Source organism: Streptomyces sp. NPDC041940, from assembly GCF_055589465.1.
In genome coordinates, this window is record NZ_JBVJBP010000012.1 from 16,653 (window position 1) to 31,542 (window position 14,890).

At 71.5% G+C, this 14,890-nt stretch carries 16 protein-coding genes; 6 read left to right on the forward strand and 10 right to left on the reverse strand.

Annotated elements, in window-relative coordinates:
* Positions 1–116: 116 nt before the first annotated feature.
* The 3 genes from ACZ6I3_RS20930 to ACZ6I3_RS20940 are packed head-to-tail and all read left to right on the forward strand — an operon-like array spanning position 117 to position 3,165.
* On the forward strand, positions 117–1,400 hold the full coding sequence (locus ACZ6I3_RS20930; protein WP_469416390.1) for a magnesium transporter MgtE N-terminal domain-containing protein: 1,284 nt from the start codon (positions 117–119) through the stop codon (positions 1,398–1,400).
* The gene (locus ACZ6I3_RS20935) at positions 1,390–1,989 is read left to right on the forward strand and encodes a DUF1003 domain-containing protein (RefSeq protein ID WP_469416391.1); all 600 of its coding nucleotides are present in this window, start codon (positions 1,390–1,392) and stop codon (positions 1,987–1,989) included. The genes ACZ6I3_RS20930 and ACZ6I3_RS20935 overlap by 11 nt, the downstream gene beginning before the upstream one ends.
* 42 nt (positions 1,990–2,031) lie before the next feature.
* Positions 2,032–3,165 (forward strand): Mrp/NBP35 family ATP-binding protein, encoded by a 1,134-nt coding sequence (locus ACZ6I3_RS20940; protein ID WP_261680005.1) that lies wholly within the window; start codon positions 2,032–2,034, stop codon positions 3,163–3,165.
* A 135-nt stretch (positions 3,166–3,300) separates the two neighbouring features.
* Here the strand turns inward: ACZ6I3_RS20940 and ACZ6I3_RS20945 are convergent, their stop codons facing one another.
* From ACZ6I3_RS20945 to sigE, 5 genes are all read right to left on the reverse strand, one after another.
* Entirely contained in the window at positions 3,301–3,972 is a 672-nt protein-coding gene (locus ACZ6I3_RS20945) for a hypothetical protein (protein ID WP_469416393.1), read from the reverse strand.
* 202 nt (positions 3,973–4,174) lie between these two features.
* Complete coding sequence (locus ACZ6I3_RS20950; protein WP_469416394.1) at positions 4,175–4,615, reverse strand: sec-independent translocase; 441 nt, start codon at positions 4,613–4,615, stop codon at positions 4,175–4,177.
* 208 nt (positions 4,616–4,823) lie between these two features.
* Positions 4,824–6,584, reverse strand: a complete 1,761-nt coding sequence (locus tag ACZ6I3_RS20955; protein WP_469416395.1) for a S1C family serine protease — start codon at positions 6,582–6,584, stop codon at positions 4,824–4,826.
* Positions 6,585–6,715: 131 nt separating this feature from the next.
* The gene (locus ACZ6I3_RS20960; protein ID WP_469416396.1) at positions 6,716–7,714 is read right to left on the reverse strand and encodes an anti-sigma factor family protein; all 999 of its coding nucleotides are present in this window, start codon (positions 7,712–7,714) and stop codon (positions 6,716–6,718) included.
* On the reverse strand, positions 7,711–8,481 hold the full coding sequence (sigE, locus tag ACZ6I3_RS20965; RefSeq protein ID WP_469416397.1) for an RNA polymerase sigma factor SigE: 771 nt from the start codon (positions 8,479–8,481) through the stop codon (positions 7,711–7,713). The genes ACZ6I3_RS20960 and sigE overlap by 4 nt, the downstream gene beginning before the upstream one ends.
* 162 nt (positions 8,482–8,643) lie before the next feature.
* Here sigE and ACZ6I3_RS20970 point away from each other — a divergent pair, with 162 nt between their 5' ends.
* Positions 8,644–9,342, forward strand: a complete 699-nt coding sequence (locus tag ACZ6I3_RS20970; RefSeq protein WP_391099892.1) for an O-methyltransferase — start codon at positions 8,644–8,646, stop codon at positions 9,340–9,342.
* A 115-nt stretch (positions 9,343–9,457) separates the two neighbouring features.
* On the opposite strand, the gene ACZ6I3_RS20975 is transcribed toward ACZ6I3_RS20970, so the two are convergent.
* The gene (locus ACZ6I3_RS20975; RefSeq protein ID WP_003966491.1) at positions 9,458–9,625 is read right to left on the reverse strand and encodes a DUF3117 domain-containing protein; all 168 of its coding nucleotides are present in this window, start codon (positions 9,623–9,625) and stop codon (positions 9,458–9,460) included.
* 382 nt (positions 9,626–10,007) lie between these two features.
* On the opposite strand from ACZ6I3_RS20975, the gene chcB reads away from it, so the two are divergent.
* Positions 10,008–10,811 (forward strand): 2-cyclohexenylcarbonyl CoA isomerase, encoded by an 804-nt coding sequence (gene chcB / locus ACZ6I3_RS20980; protein WP_469416399.1) that lies wholly within the window; start codon positions 10,008–10,010, stop codon positions 10,809–10,811.
* Between the two features lie 92 nt (positions 10,812–10,903).
* Here chcB and ACZ6I3_RS20985 read toward each other — a convergent pair whose 3' ends face one another.
* The gene (locus ACZ6I3_RS20985) at positions 10,904–11,491 is read right to left on the reverse strand and encodes a DNA-3-methyladenine glycosylase I (protein WP_469416400.1); all 588 of its coding nucleotides are present in this window, start codon (positions 11,489–11,491) and stop codon (positions 10,904–10,906) included.
* Positions 11,488–11,889 (reverse strand): DivIVA domain-containing protein, encoded by a 402-nt coding sequence (locus tag ACZ6I3_RS20990; protein WP_469416401.1) that lies wholly within the window; start codon positions 11,887–11,889, stop codon positions 11,488–11,490. The genes ACZ6I3_RS20985 and ACZ6I3_RS20990 overlap by 4 nt, the downstream gene beginning before the upstream one ends.
* Positions 11,890–12,024: 135 nt before the next feature.
* Here ACZ6I3_RS20990 and folP point away from each other — a divergent pair, with 135 nt between their 5' ends.
* The gene (gene folP / locus ACZ6I3_RS20995; protein WP_469416403.1) at positions 12,025–12,885 is read left to right on the forward strand and encodes a dihydropteroate synthase; all 861 of its coding nucleotides are present in this window, start codon (positions 12,025–12,027) and stop codon (positions 12,883–12,885) included.
* A 9-nt stretch (positions 12,886–12,894) separates the two neighbouring features.
* Here folP and ACZ6I3_RS21000 read toward each other — a convergent pair whose 3' ends face one another.
* Positions 12,895–13,653, reverse strand: a complete 759-nt coding sequence (locus tag ACZ6I3_RS21000) for an LOG family protein (RefSeq protein ID WP_469416404.1) — start codon at positions 13,651–13,653, stop codon at positions 12,895–12,897.
* 120 nt (positions 13,654–13,773) lie between these two features.
* Positions 13,774–14,853, reverse strand: coding sequence for a succinyl-diaminopimelate desuccinylase (gene dapE, locus ACZ6I3_RS21005; protein WP_469416405.1), 1,080 nt, complete (start codon positions 14,851–14,853; stop codon positions 13,774–13,776).
* Positions 14,854–14,890: the final 37 nt, after the last annotated feature.

The window sequence follows — 14,890 nt, forward strand, 5'->3', positions numbered from 1 at the left end:
CTAGCCTGAAGCCCACCCGAGCGGGCAATTCGGAACAGACGGATACACAGACAGGCACAGCGAGAGACACAGCGACAGGCACCAGGAAACACCCCGCACGTAAAGGAGCCGCGGCCATGGCAGCGGGCGCCCCCCGGATCTTCGTATCGCACCTCTCCGGTGTCGCCGTCTTCGACCCCGCGGGTGACCAGGTGGGGCGGGTGCGCGATCTGGTCGTCATGCTGCGGGTGGGGCAGCGGCCGCCGAGGCTGCTGGGCCTCGTCGTGGAACTCGCCACCCGGCGCCGCATCTTCCTGCCCATGACCCGGGTCACCGCCATCCAGTCGGGACAGGTCATCACCACCGGCGTGCTCAACGTCCGGCGCTTCGAGCAGCGGCCCACCGAGCGGCTGGTCTTCGGGGAGCTCCTGGACCGGCGCGTGACGCTCACCGAGACCGGCGAGGACGTCACCGTCCTCGATCTGTCGGTGCATCAGCTGCCGGCCCGCCGGGAGTGGGAGATCGACCGGGTCTTCGTCCGCAAGGGCAGAAAGGGCAGCGCCTTCCGGCGGGCCAAGGGCGAGGCGCTGACCGTCGAGTGGACCGCCGTCACCGGCTTCTCGCTGGAGGAGCAGGGGCAGGGCGCCGAGAACCTGCTCGCCACGTTCGAGCAGCTGCGCGCCGCCGACCTGGCCAACGTCCTGCACCACCTCTCCTCCAAGCGCCGGGCGGAGGTCGCCGCCGCCCTCGACGACGACCGGCTCGCCGACGTGCTGGAGGAGCTGCCGGAGGACGACCAGATCGAGATCCTCGGCAAGCTGAAGGAGGAGCGCGCCGCCGACGTCCTGGAGGCCATGGACCCGGACGACGCGGCCGACCTGCTGGGCGAGCTGCCGACGGACGAGCAGGAGCGGCTGCTGAGCCTGATGCAGCCCGGCGACGCGGCCGACATGCGGCGCCTGATGTCGTACGAGGAGCGCACGGCGGGCGGTCTGATGACCACCGAGCCGATCGTGCTGCGCCCGGACGCCTCCGTCGCCGACGCCCTCGCCCGCATCCGCGAGCCCGACCTCTCCCCCGCCCTCGCCGCCCAGGTCTACGTCTGCCGGCCGCCGGACGAGACGCCGACCGGCAAGTACCTGGGCACGGTCCACTTCCAGCGCCTGCTGCGCGAGCCACCGCCCTCGCTGGTCAGCTCGATCCTGGACAGCGACCTGCAACCGCTCGACCCCGAGGCGGATCTGCCGGCCATCGCCGGGTTCTTCGCCACGTACGACATGGTCGCGGCGCCCGTGGTCGACGAGGCGGGGTCGCTGCTGGGCGCGGTGACCGTGGACGACGTCCTCGACCACATGCTGCCCGAGGACTGGCGGGAGACGGAGTTCCATCTGGACGAGGAGGTGCCGACCGATGGTTCCTGAGCGCGAGACCCCGCGCGAGCGCACGCCGGCCGGCGCCACGGCCGCGAGCCGGCCGCGCGCGACCCGGCTCGACCAGCCCGGTGTGCCCAAGCACCGGTTCCTGCCCGAGTACGACCCCGAGGCCTTCGGGCGGATGTCGGAACGCATCGCGCGCTTCCTCGGCACGGGCCGGTTCCTCGTCTGGATGACTGCCGCCATCGTCCTGTGGGTGGCCTGGAACAGCCTCGCCCCGCGCGACCTGCGCTTCGACGAGTACCCGTTCATCTTCCTGACGCTGATGCTGTCGCTCCAGGCCTCCTACGCCGCTCCGCTGATCCTGCTCGCGCAGAACCGGCAGGACGACCGCGACCGGGTCAACCTGGAGCAGGACCGCAAGCAGAACGAGCGGTCGATCGCGGACACCGAGTACCTGACCCGCGAGATCGCCGCCCTGCGGATCGGCCTGGGCGAGGTCGCCACCCGCGACTGGATCCGCTCGGAGCTCCAGGACACGATCAAGGAGATGGAGGAACGGCAGAACGGCCACCGTCACGACCCCGTCGTATTCCCGGCGGAACGGCCACGGGGACGTGACGCAGACGACCGCTGACAGGCTTTCCTACGCACCGGTACAGCGCCGTACCATCGTCCTATGGCTACGGAAGACGCGGTGCGCGAGGCACTGGCGACGGTGAACGACCCCGAGATCCACAAGCCCATCACCGAACTCGGGATGGTCAAGTCGGTGGAGATCGGCGCGGACGGGGCGGTCGCGGTCACCGTGTACCTCACGGTCTCGGGCTGTCCGATGCGGGAGACGATCACGCAGCGCGTGACCGACGCGGTCTCCGGCGTCGAGGGCGTCACCCGCGTCGACGTCACGCTCGACGTGATGAGCGACGAGCAGCGCAAGGAACTGGCGAACGCCCTGCGCGGGGGCCAGACCGAGCGCGAGGTCCCCTTCGCCAAGCCCGGCAGCCTCACCCGCGTCTACGCGGTCGCCTCCGGCAAGGGCGGCGTGGGCAAGTCCTCGGTGACGGTCAACCTGGCGGCGGCCATGGCGGCCGACGGCCTCAAGGTCGGTGTCGTGGACGCCGACATCTACGGCCACTCCGTGCCGCGCATGCTCGGTGCCGACGGCCGTCCCACCCAGGTCGAGAACATGATCATGCCGCCGTCGGCGAACGGCGTGAAGGTCATCTCCATCGGCATGTTCACCCCGGGCAACGCCCCGGTCGTCTGGCGCGGCCCGATGCTCCACCGCGCCCTGCAGCAGTTCCTCGCGGACGTCTACTGGGGCGACCTGGACGTCCTCCTCCTGGACCTGCCGCCCGGCACCGGCGACATCGCGATCTCCGTCGCCCAGCTGGTCCCGAACGCCGAGATCCTGGTCGTCACGACCCCGCAGCAGGCGGCGGCCGAGGTCGCCGAGCGCGCGGGCTCCATCGCCGTGCAGACCCACCAGAAGATCGTCGGCGTGGTCGAGAACATGTCCGGCCTGCCCTGCCCGCACTGCGACGAGATGGTCGACGTCTTCGGCACGGGCGGCGGCCAGGTGGTGGCCGACGGCCTGACCCGTACGACCGGCGCCAACGTCCCGGTCCTCGGCAACATCCCCATCGACGTCCGCCTCCGCGAGGGCGGCGACGACGGCAGGCCGGTCGTCCTGACGGACCCGGACTCCCCGGCGGGCTCGGCACTCCGGGCCATCGCGGGGAAGCTGGGAGGACGGCAGCGCGGCCTGTCGGGCCTGGCCCTCGGGATCACCCCGAAGAACAAGTTCTAGATCTGGACGCGGCTGAGGGACAGCGCCCCTTCAGGGGCGCGGGGAACTGCGCGAACAACCACATCGCACCCGCAGCCGCCGCAAGACCTGAGGCCCTGTGGCGAGGGGGCGCCGAAACGCACGGCGCCCCTTCGATCAGGCGTAATCGGCGATGTCCTTCACCACGGCGAAGCCAAGCCCATACGCACTCATGCCCCTGCCGTACGCCCCGACATGAACCCCGGCCGAGGTCGACCCGGCCAGCACCCACCCGAACTCGGACTCCCGGTAGTGGAACGTCGTAGGCACACCATCAACCGGCAACGACAGCGTCGACCAGTCGGCCCCGTCGAGGTCGTCCGCCAGCACCCACGCCGTCTCCGTCTGCTGCTCCAGCCAGTCGTCCCGCAGCGAGTGGTCCATCTGCCCGGGCCACGTGGAGGACAGCAGCCCCACACCCGCGAGCCACGCCGCGGAGGACACCGACGTGGCCTCCAGCAGCCCCGTACCGTCCGCACTGCGCCGTGAGGGATGCGCCGCGACGGTGACCACGACCGCGAACTTCTCCTTGGCCTCCTGATCACCCCCGGCGACGAACTCGTTGCGCACCCTGGGTTCGTCTCCGTGCCCGATCGACCCGTGTTCCACGGCCCCGTCGGCCGTCGTACCGACCTGCATCAGCCAGCGCGGTCCCGTGAAGGCCTCGTCGAGGCCGTACCACGGGAAGGCCGCGCGCAGGTAGCCGTCGACGTTACGCCGGGCGGAGGGGACCTGTTGTCCGTCCTCCGCGGCCGGCGCCTGTGCGACTCCTGGACTCGTCGTCTCCATGTGCCCGGACGCCTCCTCGCTCTAGTCGGACCGGAACGGCCCGCCCCCCTTCGGGCGTACTCTTCCGGTCCGCACAACAACTCGGCAGCATAGCCACACCGCTGCGAGCAGCAGGGAAAGCGCCCGGCGCGTGGGCCGCACGGGGGCCCGGTTCAGGCCTTACACAGCCCGACCGGAGTATGAAACGCGTCACGCGCGTCGCTCAGGTGGCGTCCGCGTCGAAGGGCGGACGGTCGTCCCGGTCGGGCGTCTCGGGCTTCTTCGTCATGTCGATGCGGCCACCGGACGAACCGGCGGCACCGGAGGACGAGGCGTCGGAGTCACGGCTGTGGACGGCGTCGGTGACCTCGGCCATCTCCTTCTTCAGGTCGAAGCCGTTGCGGATCTCCTTGAGCCCCAGGTCCTCGTTGTCCAGCTGCTTGCGGATGAACGCCTTGGGGTTGAGGTCCTCGAACTCGAAGTCCTTGAACTCCGGGCCGAGTTCCTCCCGGATGTCGTGCTTGGCGCTCTCCGAGAACTCACGGATCTTCCGGATCGTGCGGGTGACGTCCTGGATGACCTTGGGGAGCTTGTCCGGACCGAAGACGAGCACGGCGAGGACGATGAGCGTCACCAGCTCGAGTGGTCCTATGTCATTGAACACCTGAAGCTCCTTGCGATGTCCTCGGTCCTCGGCCCTCGGTGGTCGGCCCTCGGTGGTCGGTGCGGGTCTTGCCGTGGTCCGGGCCGGATCCACGGTACCCGGCGATCCTGTCCGACCGGTACTGTCCCGAGACCTCCGAGTGCGGGGAGTGGGAGCGCTTTCCGAATTGTTTGCCTTGTTGGGTCCTGTACGTCCCGGACATCACGTCTCAGCTGCCGCCGGAGGAGCCGAGGACGAGTGCGACCGTCCGTTCCTTGCCACCGCGCTCCAGCGTCAGCTCCAGCCGGTCGCCGGGGCGGTGGGCCCGTGTCTTGACGATCAGCTCCTCGCCGGAGTGGACCCGCTGTCCGTCGACCGTGGTGATGACGTCGCCGGCTTTGATCCCGGCCTTGGCACCCGGCCCGCCCACGGTGACCGGCGGTCCGCCCTCGCCGCCCTCGACGGCGACCCGGGCGCCGTCGCCCGTGTAGTCCATGTCCAGGGTGATGCCGATCACCGGATGGGTCGCCTTCCCGGTGTTGATCAGCTCCTCGGCCACGCGTTTGCCCTGGTTGACGGGTATCGCGAAGCCGAGGCCTATGGAGCCGGACTGGCCGCCTTCCGGCTCGGAGCCGCTGCCCGCCGAGCGGATCGCCGAGTTGATGCCGATGACCCGGCCCCGGGAGTCGAGCAGGGGCCCGCCGGAGTTGCCGGGGTTGATGGGCGCGTCGGTCTGGAGCGCGTCGACGTACGACACGTCGCTGCCGTCGCCCTTCTCGCCGCCCGCCGTGATGGGCCGCTGCTTGGCGCTGATGATGCCGGAGGTGACGGTGCCGGCCAGGTCGAAGGGCGCGCCGATGGCCACGACCGGATCGCCGACCTGCATGTTGTCCGAGTTGCCGAGGGGCAGCGGGGTGAGGCCGCGTACGCCCTTCACCTTCACGACGGCGAGGTCGTAGCCGCTGTCCCGGCCGACCAGCTCGGCCTGGGCGGTCTCCCCGCTGTTGAAGGTCACGGTGATCTCGCCGGCGGATCCGGCGGGCCGCACGACGTGGTTGTTGGTGAGGATGTGGCCGCGGTCGTCGAGCACGAAGCCGGTGCCGGTGCCCTGTTCGCCGCCGCCGCTCACATGCAGGGTGACCACGCTGGGCAGGGCCCGTTGAGCGATCCCGGCCACACTGTCGGCGTCCCGCCCCGCGGATTCCTTCCCGGCCTGCGGCAGCTCGACGGTCCCGACGCCCCCGTTCCGCTCCAGATACGTCCCCACGACGCCGCCGATCCCTCCGGACACGACGGCCAGCAGCACGGCACCGCCCACCAGCGCCTTCCTGCCCCGCTTGCGCCGCTGCTCCGTGCTGGGCACCCCGGCCCCGTTCTGCTGCAGTGGCCCGGCGGCCGCGGGAGCCGCCCAGGGGTCGTAACGCTGCCAGGGGTCGGGAGCGGGGGCAGGGGCCGCAGGTGCCGGTGCCACAGGTGACGGGGCAGCAGGTGCCGGTGCCATAGATGCAGGGGCCGCAGGTGCCGGTGACGGTGCCGGGATGCCGGGAGTGGTTGCCGTGGCCGCCGGTGCGACGGCCGCCGGCGGGACGGATGCCCCCGGTATGGACGGCCCGCTCGGTATCGCCGTGCCGTGCGTCGGCGTCGCCGCCGCCGCCGGATGCTGGACGGGCGGCGCGGGCGCCCAGGGGCCCGGCTCGCCGTAGGGCGGGGTGCTGTACGGGTCGGGATCGTGCAGCGGCTCGGGCGTACCGCCGACCGGTGCGGCGGGCTCCACGGCGGCTTCAGCGGGCTCCTCGGGGCGCCTCAGCTCGTAGTCACCCGCGGCCTCCGGTGGATCGTCCCGCCGCACGGCGGGCCGCGCCAGCTCGAAGTCGCCGTCGGTGTCGGCGGAGTCCGCCGGGGCCGCCCCCTGCCCCTCCGGCTCCCCCGGAGCGTCCTGCGGCCGCGGACGGCTCCACCACTTCGCCTTCGTGGGCTTCCCCTCGTTCATGCTCTCCCCACAGCCGCGGCACGGCTCGACGCGGTGGCCGCGGTTCGTCGAATCGGCGCCCGGCCACAGCTCGGCGGCGGGCGACAACCCCCGGATTCAATCAGGTTCGCCGCCCGGTGCGCAGAGGCCGGTCAGCGGGCCGTCCGTGAGGAGGCGGGAGGAGAGGGGGACGCGGTCGGGTCCGGAAGGGGCACGGCGAGCAGGGGAGCCGCGCTCTCCGGGATCGCGGACCACGAGCTCAGAGCGGCCGGCGCGGCCACCCCGAACGGATGTATCCACGGGGACATGGCCACGGCACCGGCCACCACCGGGGCGGTCAGCGCGTGCACGGCGTGATGCTGTGCGGCAGGCGGCAGTCCGGGCAGCAGCGGTGCGGACACCTCGGTCGGGGCGGCCGGGGTCTGTCCGACCATGCTCTGGCCGTGCGCCTGTCCGAGCAGCGGCGCCGCACCCCGGCGCCGCTGGGATTCCGGCGAAGTCGTCACGCCCGCCCCCTGCGTACGCGTCGGCGTCACATTGCTTCCGGTGCCGGAGCCGCCGCGGGCTTCCGTGTCGCCAGGGGTGCCGGTGGTGACGCCGCCCAGGGCGATCGCGGCCAGGGACACGGCCCCGGCGGCCGCGAAGGCGAACCGCAGCCGCGAGGAGGATCTCTCGGTCTCGTGCCGGCCGACGTCGTGGATACGGAAACCCCGGCTCCCCGGGGGAAGGCCTCGGTTGTCGGAGGGCAGCACGGGGATGTGCGGCCGGGACGGGGCGTACCCGAACTCGAACCGCTCGCCGCGCTTCACGCCGAAGGCCCCGGACGAGCCGAACCGTCCGGACAGTCCGCCGGGCAGCCCTCCGCCACCCGGGGGCAGACCGTCACCGTCCGGGTCGCCCCCCGCGGGTAGTCCCTGCAGGCGGGCCAGGAAACTCTCCGAGGGAGGCGGTGGGGCCGCCTCCGCGAACACGTTCTTCAGCCGGCGCTGGGCGTCCACCTCCGCCTTGCACTTCGGGCAGGTGGCCACATGCGCCAGTACGCGCTCCCGCGCGTCATGACCGAGCTCTCCGTCCACCAGGGCGGAGAGTCGGTCTCCCAGATGCTGCTCTGCGAGGTGTCCCTCGAAGGACTCAGGACGTGATCCGCTCACGCGCTCGCGCCCCCTCCTCCCAGTGCGGGAACACGGGGCACGAAGGAGCGGCGCTCGGCACGCGCCTGAGGGGAGCGGTGCGCGAGGGCCTTGCGCAGCTGGGAGCGACCACGGTGGATCCGCGAGCGGACCGTGCCGAGCTTGACGCCGAGGGTCGCGGCGATCTCCTCGTACGACAGTCCCTCGATGTCGCACAGGACGACCGCGGCGCGGAACTCGGGGGCCAGGGTGTCGAGGGCCTGCTGGACGTCCGCGTCGAAGTGCGCGTCGTTGAAGACCTGCTGCGGCGTGGGCTCCTTGCTGGGCAGCCGCTCGGCCGCGTCCTCGCCGAGCGCGTCGAAGCGGATGCGCTGCTTGCGGCGGACCATGTCCAGGAACAGGTTGGTGGTGATGCGGTGCAGCCAGCCCTCGAAGGTGCCCGGCGTGTAGGTCGACAGGGAGCGGAAGACACGGACGAAGACCTCCTGCGTGAGGTCCTCGGCGTCGTGCTGGTTGCCGGTGAGGCGGTAGGCGAGCCGGTAGACCCGGCCGCTGTGCGTGCTGACGATCTCCTCCCAGGTGGGCGGAGTCCACGCCTGCCCGTCCGCGTCGGTGGAGAAGGTCGCGGTCTGGGCGAAGTCAGCGGCGTGGCTGTGGTCAGCAGTGTCGTTCACGGATGTCGGCCTGCCCGCTGATCCGAGGAAGCGCCGGAACACTCCTCCGCGATCCGCAGGCGCAGCCGCACCTCCCCTGTCAGCTCTGGTGGTGTCCAGTGGAGCCCCTACCATAGCCACCTCGCCCGTTAGGACCGGATAAGCGGTTTTACGAGAATTTGATCTGGGCTGATACGCCTCGTACTGCTGCGACGACACTTGCTCGGTGTCCTCGTCCACTGCGTGCTCCCCGTCCCGGCCCGCGCCGCTCGCTCATCCCTTTAAACGACCGGTCCCATCTGCGGGTTCCCGCACCCAACGGATACAGTCACGCCCAGGCATTCACGGGGACAGGAGAGGGTCATTACCGGCAACCGGCAGACGAGCTGGGCGTTCGCCGACGCCTATGTCGCCGAGGACGACGCACTGCGCTGGGCCCGTGACCGGGCCCGTGACGCAGGGCTGCGCTCGGTGACGCCCGGCACGGGCTCCGCGCTGGGGTTGCTGGCCGCCTCCGTCGACGCGAAGGCCGTCGCGGAGATCGGGACCGGCTGCGGTGTCTCCGGGATCCATCTCCTGCACGGTATGCGGCCCGACGGAGTGCTCACGACCGTGGATCCCGAGCCGGAGCACCAGCAGTTCGCCCGCCAGGCCTTCCGCGCCTCGGGCTTCGCCAGCAACCGGGCCCGCTTCATCCCGGGCCGCGCCCTGGACGTGCTGCCCCGCCTCGCGGACTCCGGCTACGACCTCGTGTTCTGCGACGGTGACCGCCTCGAGGTCATGGACTACCTCGCTGAATCGTTGCGGCTGCTGCGCCCCGGTGGGCTCGTCGTCTTCGAGGGCGCCTTCGCGAACGGCCGGACGGTGGACTCCGGACCGCAGCCCACGGAGGTGCTGCGCCTGCGGGAGCTGCTGCGCACGGTGCGCGAGAGCCAGGAGCTGGTCCCGTCACTGCTGCCGGTGGGCGACGGACTGCTGTGCGCGGTGAAACGCTAGCCGGATCGCACGTTAGCGGAGCGGAAGCCGGGGCAGACGGAAGTTGATGAGAAAACAACCGCCCCGGCACCACACGTGATGCCGGGGCAGCTGAAAGGGTACGGTCGCTTGCGCTTCAGCCGACGACCTTCTTGAGGGCATCGCCCAGCGCGTCGGCCTCGTCCGGGGTCAGCTCGACGACGAGCCGACCGCCGCCTTCGAGCGGAACGCGCATGACGATGCCCCGCCCCTCCTTGGTCACCTCGAGCGGGCCATCGCCCGTCCGCGGCTTCATGGCCGCCATGCTCGTTCCCCTTCCTGAAACCCAGCTCATCGTCAAAGCCGTCGGCCCCCAGAAGGGCACACGTGCGGCCCTGAGCAGGACACGCGACACCGGCATCGAACACATTGCTTCCAAGCCATTATCCCGCATCCCAGGACCCGATGACCAACATCAGTAGGCATCGCTTGGGCAACGCACGCGAGCAAAACCACTCAATTCGGCGAAGTGGCTGCGATACTCCGCCACCGCACACACATCCGCCGAACGAAAACGGGTGAGAATTCTTTGACGCAGGTCACACGTCCGGTGCGGCCACCGGTCGGCGATCTCCGTCATGCTGTCCTGCAGAACCGGGACCTACCGGCCGGTAGGTCCCCGAGCAGCGACACGGAGGGGATACGCGATGGCCGACACCGTGCTCTACGAGGTGAGCGACGGGCTCGCGACGATCACGCTGAACCGCCCCGAGGCGATGAACGCGCTGAACGTGGAGGCCAAGGTCGCCCTGCGGGAGGCGGTCCGGTCCGCGGCGGACGACGCCGCCGTGCGGGCGGTGCTGCTGACCGCCGCCGGTGACCGGGCGTTCTGCGTCGGGCAGGACCTCAAGGAGCACATCGGGCTGCTGGTCGAGGACCGGGAGACCGGTTCGCGGCAGACCATGAACACGGTGCGGGAGCACTACAACCCGATCGTGCGGGCGCTGGCCGAGGCGGCGAAGCCGGTCGTCGCCGCGGTGAACGGCGTGGCGGCCGGGGCGGGCTTCGGCTTCGCGCTGGCGGCGGACTACCGGATCGTGGCGGACACGGCCGCGTTCAACACCTCGTTCGCCGGGGTGGCGCTGACCGCCGACTCGGGGATCTCGTGGACGCTGCCGCGGGTGATCGGCCCCGGCCGGGCGGCCGACCTGCTGTTCTTCCCGAGGAGCATCAGCGCGCAGGAGGCGTACGAGCTCGGCATCGCCAACCGCCTGGTGCCCGCCGGCGAGCTGCGCGCGGAGGCCGAGAAGGTGGCACGGGCGCTGGCCGAGGGTCCGACGGTGGCGTACGCGGCACTGAAGGAGGCGGTGGCCTACGGGCTGACGCACTCCCTGGCGGAGACCCTGGAGAAGGAGGACGAGCTGCAGACGCGGGCGGGGTCCTCCGAGGACCACGCGATCGCGGTGCAGGCCTTCGTCAACAAGGAGAAGCCGAAGTACCTGGGGCGGTGAGCGCAGGGCTGTAGCGCCGTCCAGGGGTGCGGGTCCGCTGTGGCTGGTCGCGCCCCGCGGCGGAGCCGCAGATCGACTCAGCCCCGCGCCCCTTAAAGGGCGCCTCTGGCAACGCAGGCTTCCAGGTGATCGTCGACCAGGCCGCACGCCTGCATCAGCGCATACGCCGTCGTCGGGCCGACGAATCGCAGCCCCCGCTTCTTCAGCGCCTTGGACAGGGCGGTCGACTCGGGGGTGACCGCCGGGACGTCGGAGAGCGCCTTCGGGACCGGGCGGGGGCCCGGCTCGGGGGCGTGGGACCAGATCAGCTCGTCCAGGTCGCCCGGGGCCCACTCGGTCAGCACGCGCGCGTTGGCGAGCGTCGCGTCGATCTTGGCGCGGTTGCGGATGATGCCGGCGTCGGCCAGCAGGCGCTCGCGGTCCTCGTCGGTGAAGGCGGCCACCGAGGCGATCTTGAAGTCGGCGAAGGCGGCACGGAATCCGGGGCGGCGGCGCAGGATCGTGATCCAGGACAGGCCGGACTGGAAGGCCTCCAGGCTGAGACGTTCGTAGAGGGCGTCGTCGCCGTGGACCGGGCGGCCCCACTCCTCGTCGTGGTAGGCCACGTACTCCGGGGCGGACAGGGCCCAGGGGCAGCGCGGCGCGCCGTCCGGGCCGGGGAGGGCTGCGCCGTCGCTCACGGCCGGTCCTCCTGTCGCGGACCGGGCTTGTCCATGGACACGTGGTTCTCCGCGGACGCGTGGTGCTCCGGGGACACCGGGCCGTGGGGGGCGGCCGCCCGGGCGCCGGCCAGGGCCGATTCCAGGTCCGCGATACGGGAGTCACGCTCGGCGAGCTCGGCGCCGAGGCGGCTGAGGGCGTCGTCCACGTCCCCCATCCGGTAGCCGCGGACGGCGACCGGGAAGCGGAGGCCCTCCACATCCGCGCGGTCGACCGGGCGGTCCGGGGGCAGCGGGTCCCGCAGCTGCTCGGGGGCGGCCTCGGGCAGCGGGCCCTTCTCGCCGCCGCCCAGCACGGCCAGGGTCACCGCGCCCACCACGAGGACCAGCGCGACGACCAGGAACAGGAACATAACCATCGCGGGGCCCCCACGGTCGGATGTCTCGGAGTCTTCGGAGACGGATGTTGTCAGGCTCCGATCGTGCCATGCGAGTCTGACAGTTAGGGTCGCAGGCGGCGGAAGACGGGGACGTACCAGGAAAGGTCACAGGGGATGCTCAGGCTGGGCAGGCGGGAATTCGGGCCCCGGGAGCCGGTGATCATGGCGATCGTGAACCGGACGCCGGACTCCTTCTACGACCGGGGCGCGACCTTCCACGACGAGCCGGCGCTCGCGCGCGTGGAGCAGGCGGTGGCCGAGGGCGCCGCGATCATCGACATCGGCGGGGTCAAGGCCGGGCCGGGCGAGGAGGTCACGGCCGAGGAGGAGGCCCGGCGGACGGTCGGTTTCGTGGCCGAGGTGCGGCGGCGGTTCCCCGACGTGATCATCAGCGTGGACACCTGGCGGGCCGAGGTCGGCCAGGCCGTGTGCGAGGCCGGGGCCGATCTGCTGAACGACGCGTGGGGTGGGGTCGATCCGGGGCTCGCCGAGGTCGCCGCGCGGTACGGGGTGGGGCTGGTCTGCACGCACGCGGGCGGTGCGGAGCCGCGGACGCGGCCGCATCGGATCCAGTACGACGATGTCGTGGCCGACATCCTGGACGTGACCGTCGGGCTGGCGGAGCGTGCGGTGGCCCTGGGGGTGCCCAGGGAGTCGGTGCTGATCGATCCCGGGCACGACTTCGGGAAGAACACCCGGCACAGCCTGGAGGCGACCCGGCGGCTGGGCGAGATGGTCGCCACGGGGTGGCCGGTGCTGGTGTCGCTGTCCAACAAGGACTTCGTGGGAGAGACGCTGGACCGGCCCGTCAAGGAGCGGGTCGTGGGGACGCTGGCGACGACTGCCGTGTCCGCGTGGCTGGGGGCGCAGGTGTACCGGGTGCACGAGGTCGCCGAGACGCGGCAGGTACTCGAGATGGTGGCGTCCATCGCCGGGCATCGGGAACCCGCCGTCGCCCGGCGTGGACTGGCCTGAGCCGTTCGGCTAGCGGCCCGCTTCCTTCGACACCAGGGCCACCGCCTCGTCCACGTCGTCCGTGACGTGGAACAGGAGGAGGTCCTTGTCCGCGGCCTTGCCCTGGGCGATGACCGTGCCGCGGAGCCAGTCGACCAGGCCGCCCCAGTACTCGCTGCCGAAGAGGACGATCGGGAAGCGGGTGACCTTCTGGGTCTGGACGAGGGTGAGGGCCTCGAAGAGTTCGTCGAGGGTGCCGAGGCCGCCGGGCAGGACCACGAAGCCCTGGGCGTACTTGACGAACATCATCTTCCGGACGAAGAAGTAGCGGAAGTTGAGGCCGATGTCGACATACGGGTTCAGCCCCTGCTCGAAGGGCAGTTCGATGCCCAGGCCGACCGAGATGCCCTTGGCCTCCAGGGCGCCCTTGTTGGCCGCCTCCATCGCGCCCGGGCCGCCGCCCGTGATGACCGCGAAGCCCGCCTCCACCAGGCCCCGGCCCAGCCGGACGCCCGCGTCGTACTCGGGTGACTCCGCCGGTGTCCGGGCCGAGCCGAACACGCTGATCGCGGCCGGGAGTTCGGCGAGCGTGCCGAAGCCCTCGATGAACTCCGACTGGATGCGCAGCACGCGCCAGGGGTCGGTGTGCACCCAGTCGGAGGGGCCGCCCGCGTCCAGCAGCCGCTGGTCGGTCGTGCTGGCCTGCACCTGGTCCCGCCTGCGGAGGACCGGGCCCAGGCGCTTCTCCTCCGGCGGCTGCTTCTTCCCCTCGGGGTTGCCGGTCGCCATGTGCGCTCCCTCCGTCGTGCCTGTCGTTCCGCCTCAGCGTAGATCTACGCGGGTTACGAACGAGGGACGTGAGCATGTCCGCGATAAAGCGCCGTAAACACGAGGGCGCCCCGGACGGGATCAGGCCGTCAGCCAGCTCCGCAGGCGCTCCTCGCCCGCGAGGATCTTCGCGGTCTCCACGCGCTCGTCCCGCTTGTGGGCCAGGTGGGGGTTGCCCGGGCCGTAGTTGACCGCGGGGACGCCGAGCGCCGAGAAGCGGGAGACGTCCGTCCAGCCGTACTTCGGCATCGGGGTGCCGCCCACCGCCTCGATGAACGCCTTCGCCGCCGGGTGGGACAGGCCGGGCATCGCCGCGCCGCTGTGGTCGACGACCTCGAACTCCGCCACGCCGCAGTCCGCGAAGACCTCCCGGACGTGGGCGATCGCCTCCTCGGGCGTGCGGTCCGGCGCGTACCGGAAATTGACGGTGACGACGCACTCGTCGGGGATCACGTTGCCCGCCACTCCCCCGCCGATCCCGACCGCGTTCAGGCCCTCGCGGTACTCCAGGCCGTCGATGACCGGCCAGCGGGGTTCGTAGGAGGCCAGGCGGGCGAGGATCGGGGCGGCCGCGTGGATCGCGTTGGAGCCCATCCAGCCGCGTGCCGAGTGGGCCCGCTCGCCGGTGGTCTTCAGCAGCACCCGCAGGGTGCCCTGGCAGCCGCCCTCGACCTGGCCGTCCGACGGCTCCAGGAGGACCGCGAAGTCGCCCTCCAGCCACTCGGGGTGCGTCTCGGAGACGTGCTTGAGGCCGTTCAGCTCCGCGTCGACCTCCTCGTTGTCGTAGAAGACGAAGGTCAGGTCGCGGTTGGGGGCCGGGACCGTCGCCGCGATGCGCAGCTGCACCGCGACACCCGCCTTCATGTCGCAGGTGCCGCAGCCCCACAGGACGCCGTCCTCGTCGAGCCGGGACGGCACGTTGTCCGCGATCGGGACCGTGTCGATGTGGCCGGCCAGGATCACCCGCTCCGGGCGGCCCAGGTTCGTGCGGGCCACGACGTTGTTGCCGTACCGGTCGACCGTCAGATGGGGCAGCGCGCGCAGCGCGGTCTCGATCGCGTCCGCGAGGGGCTTCTCGGTGCCGCTCTCGGAGCGGAAGTCGACGAGCCGGGCGGTGAGCTCCGCGGCGTCCAGCGTGAGGTCAAGCGAGGTGTCGGCCATGCCGTCGACCCTAACGCGCCAGACCTTGAGCCCTCTC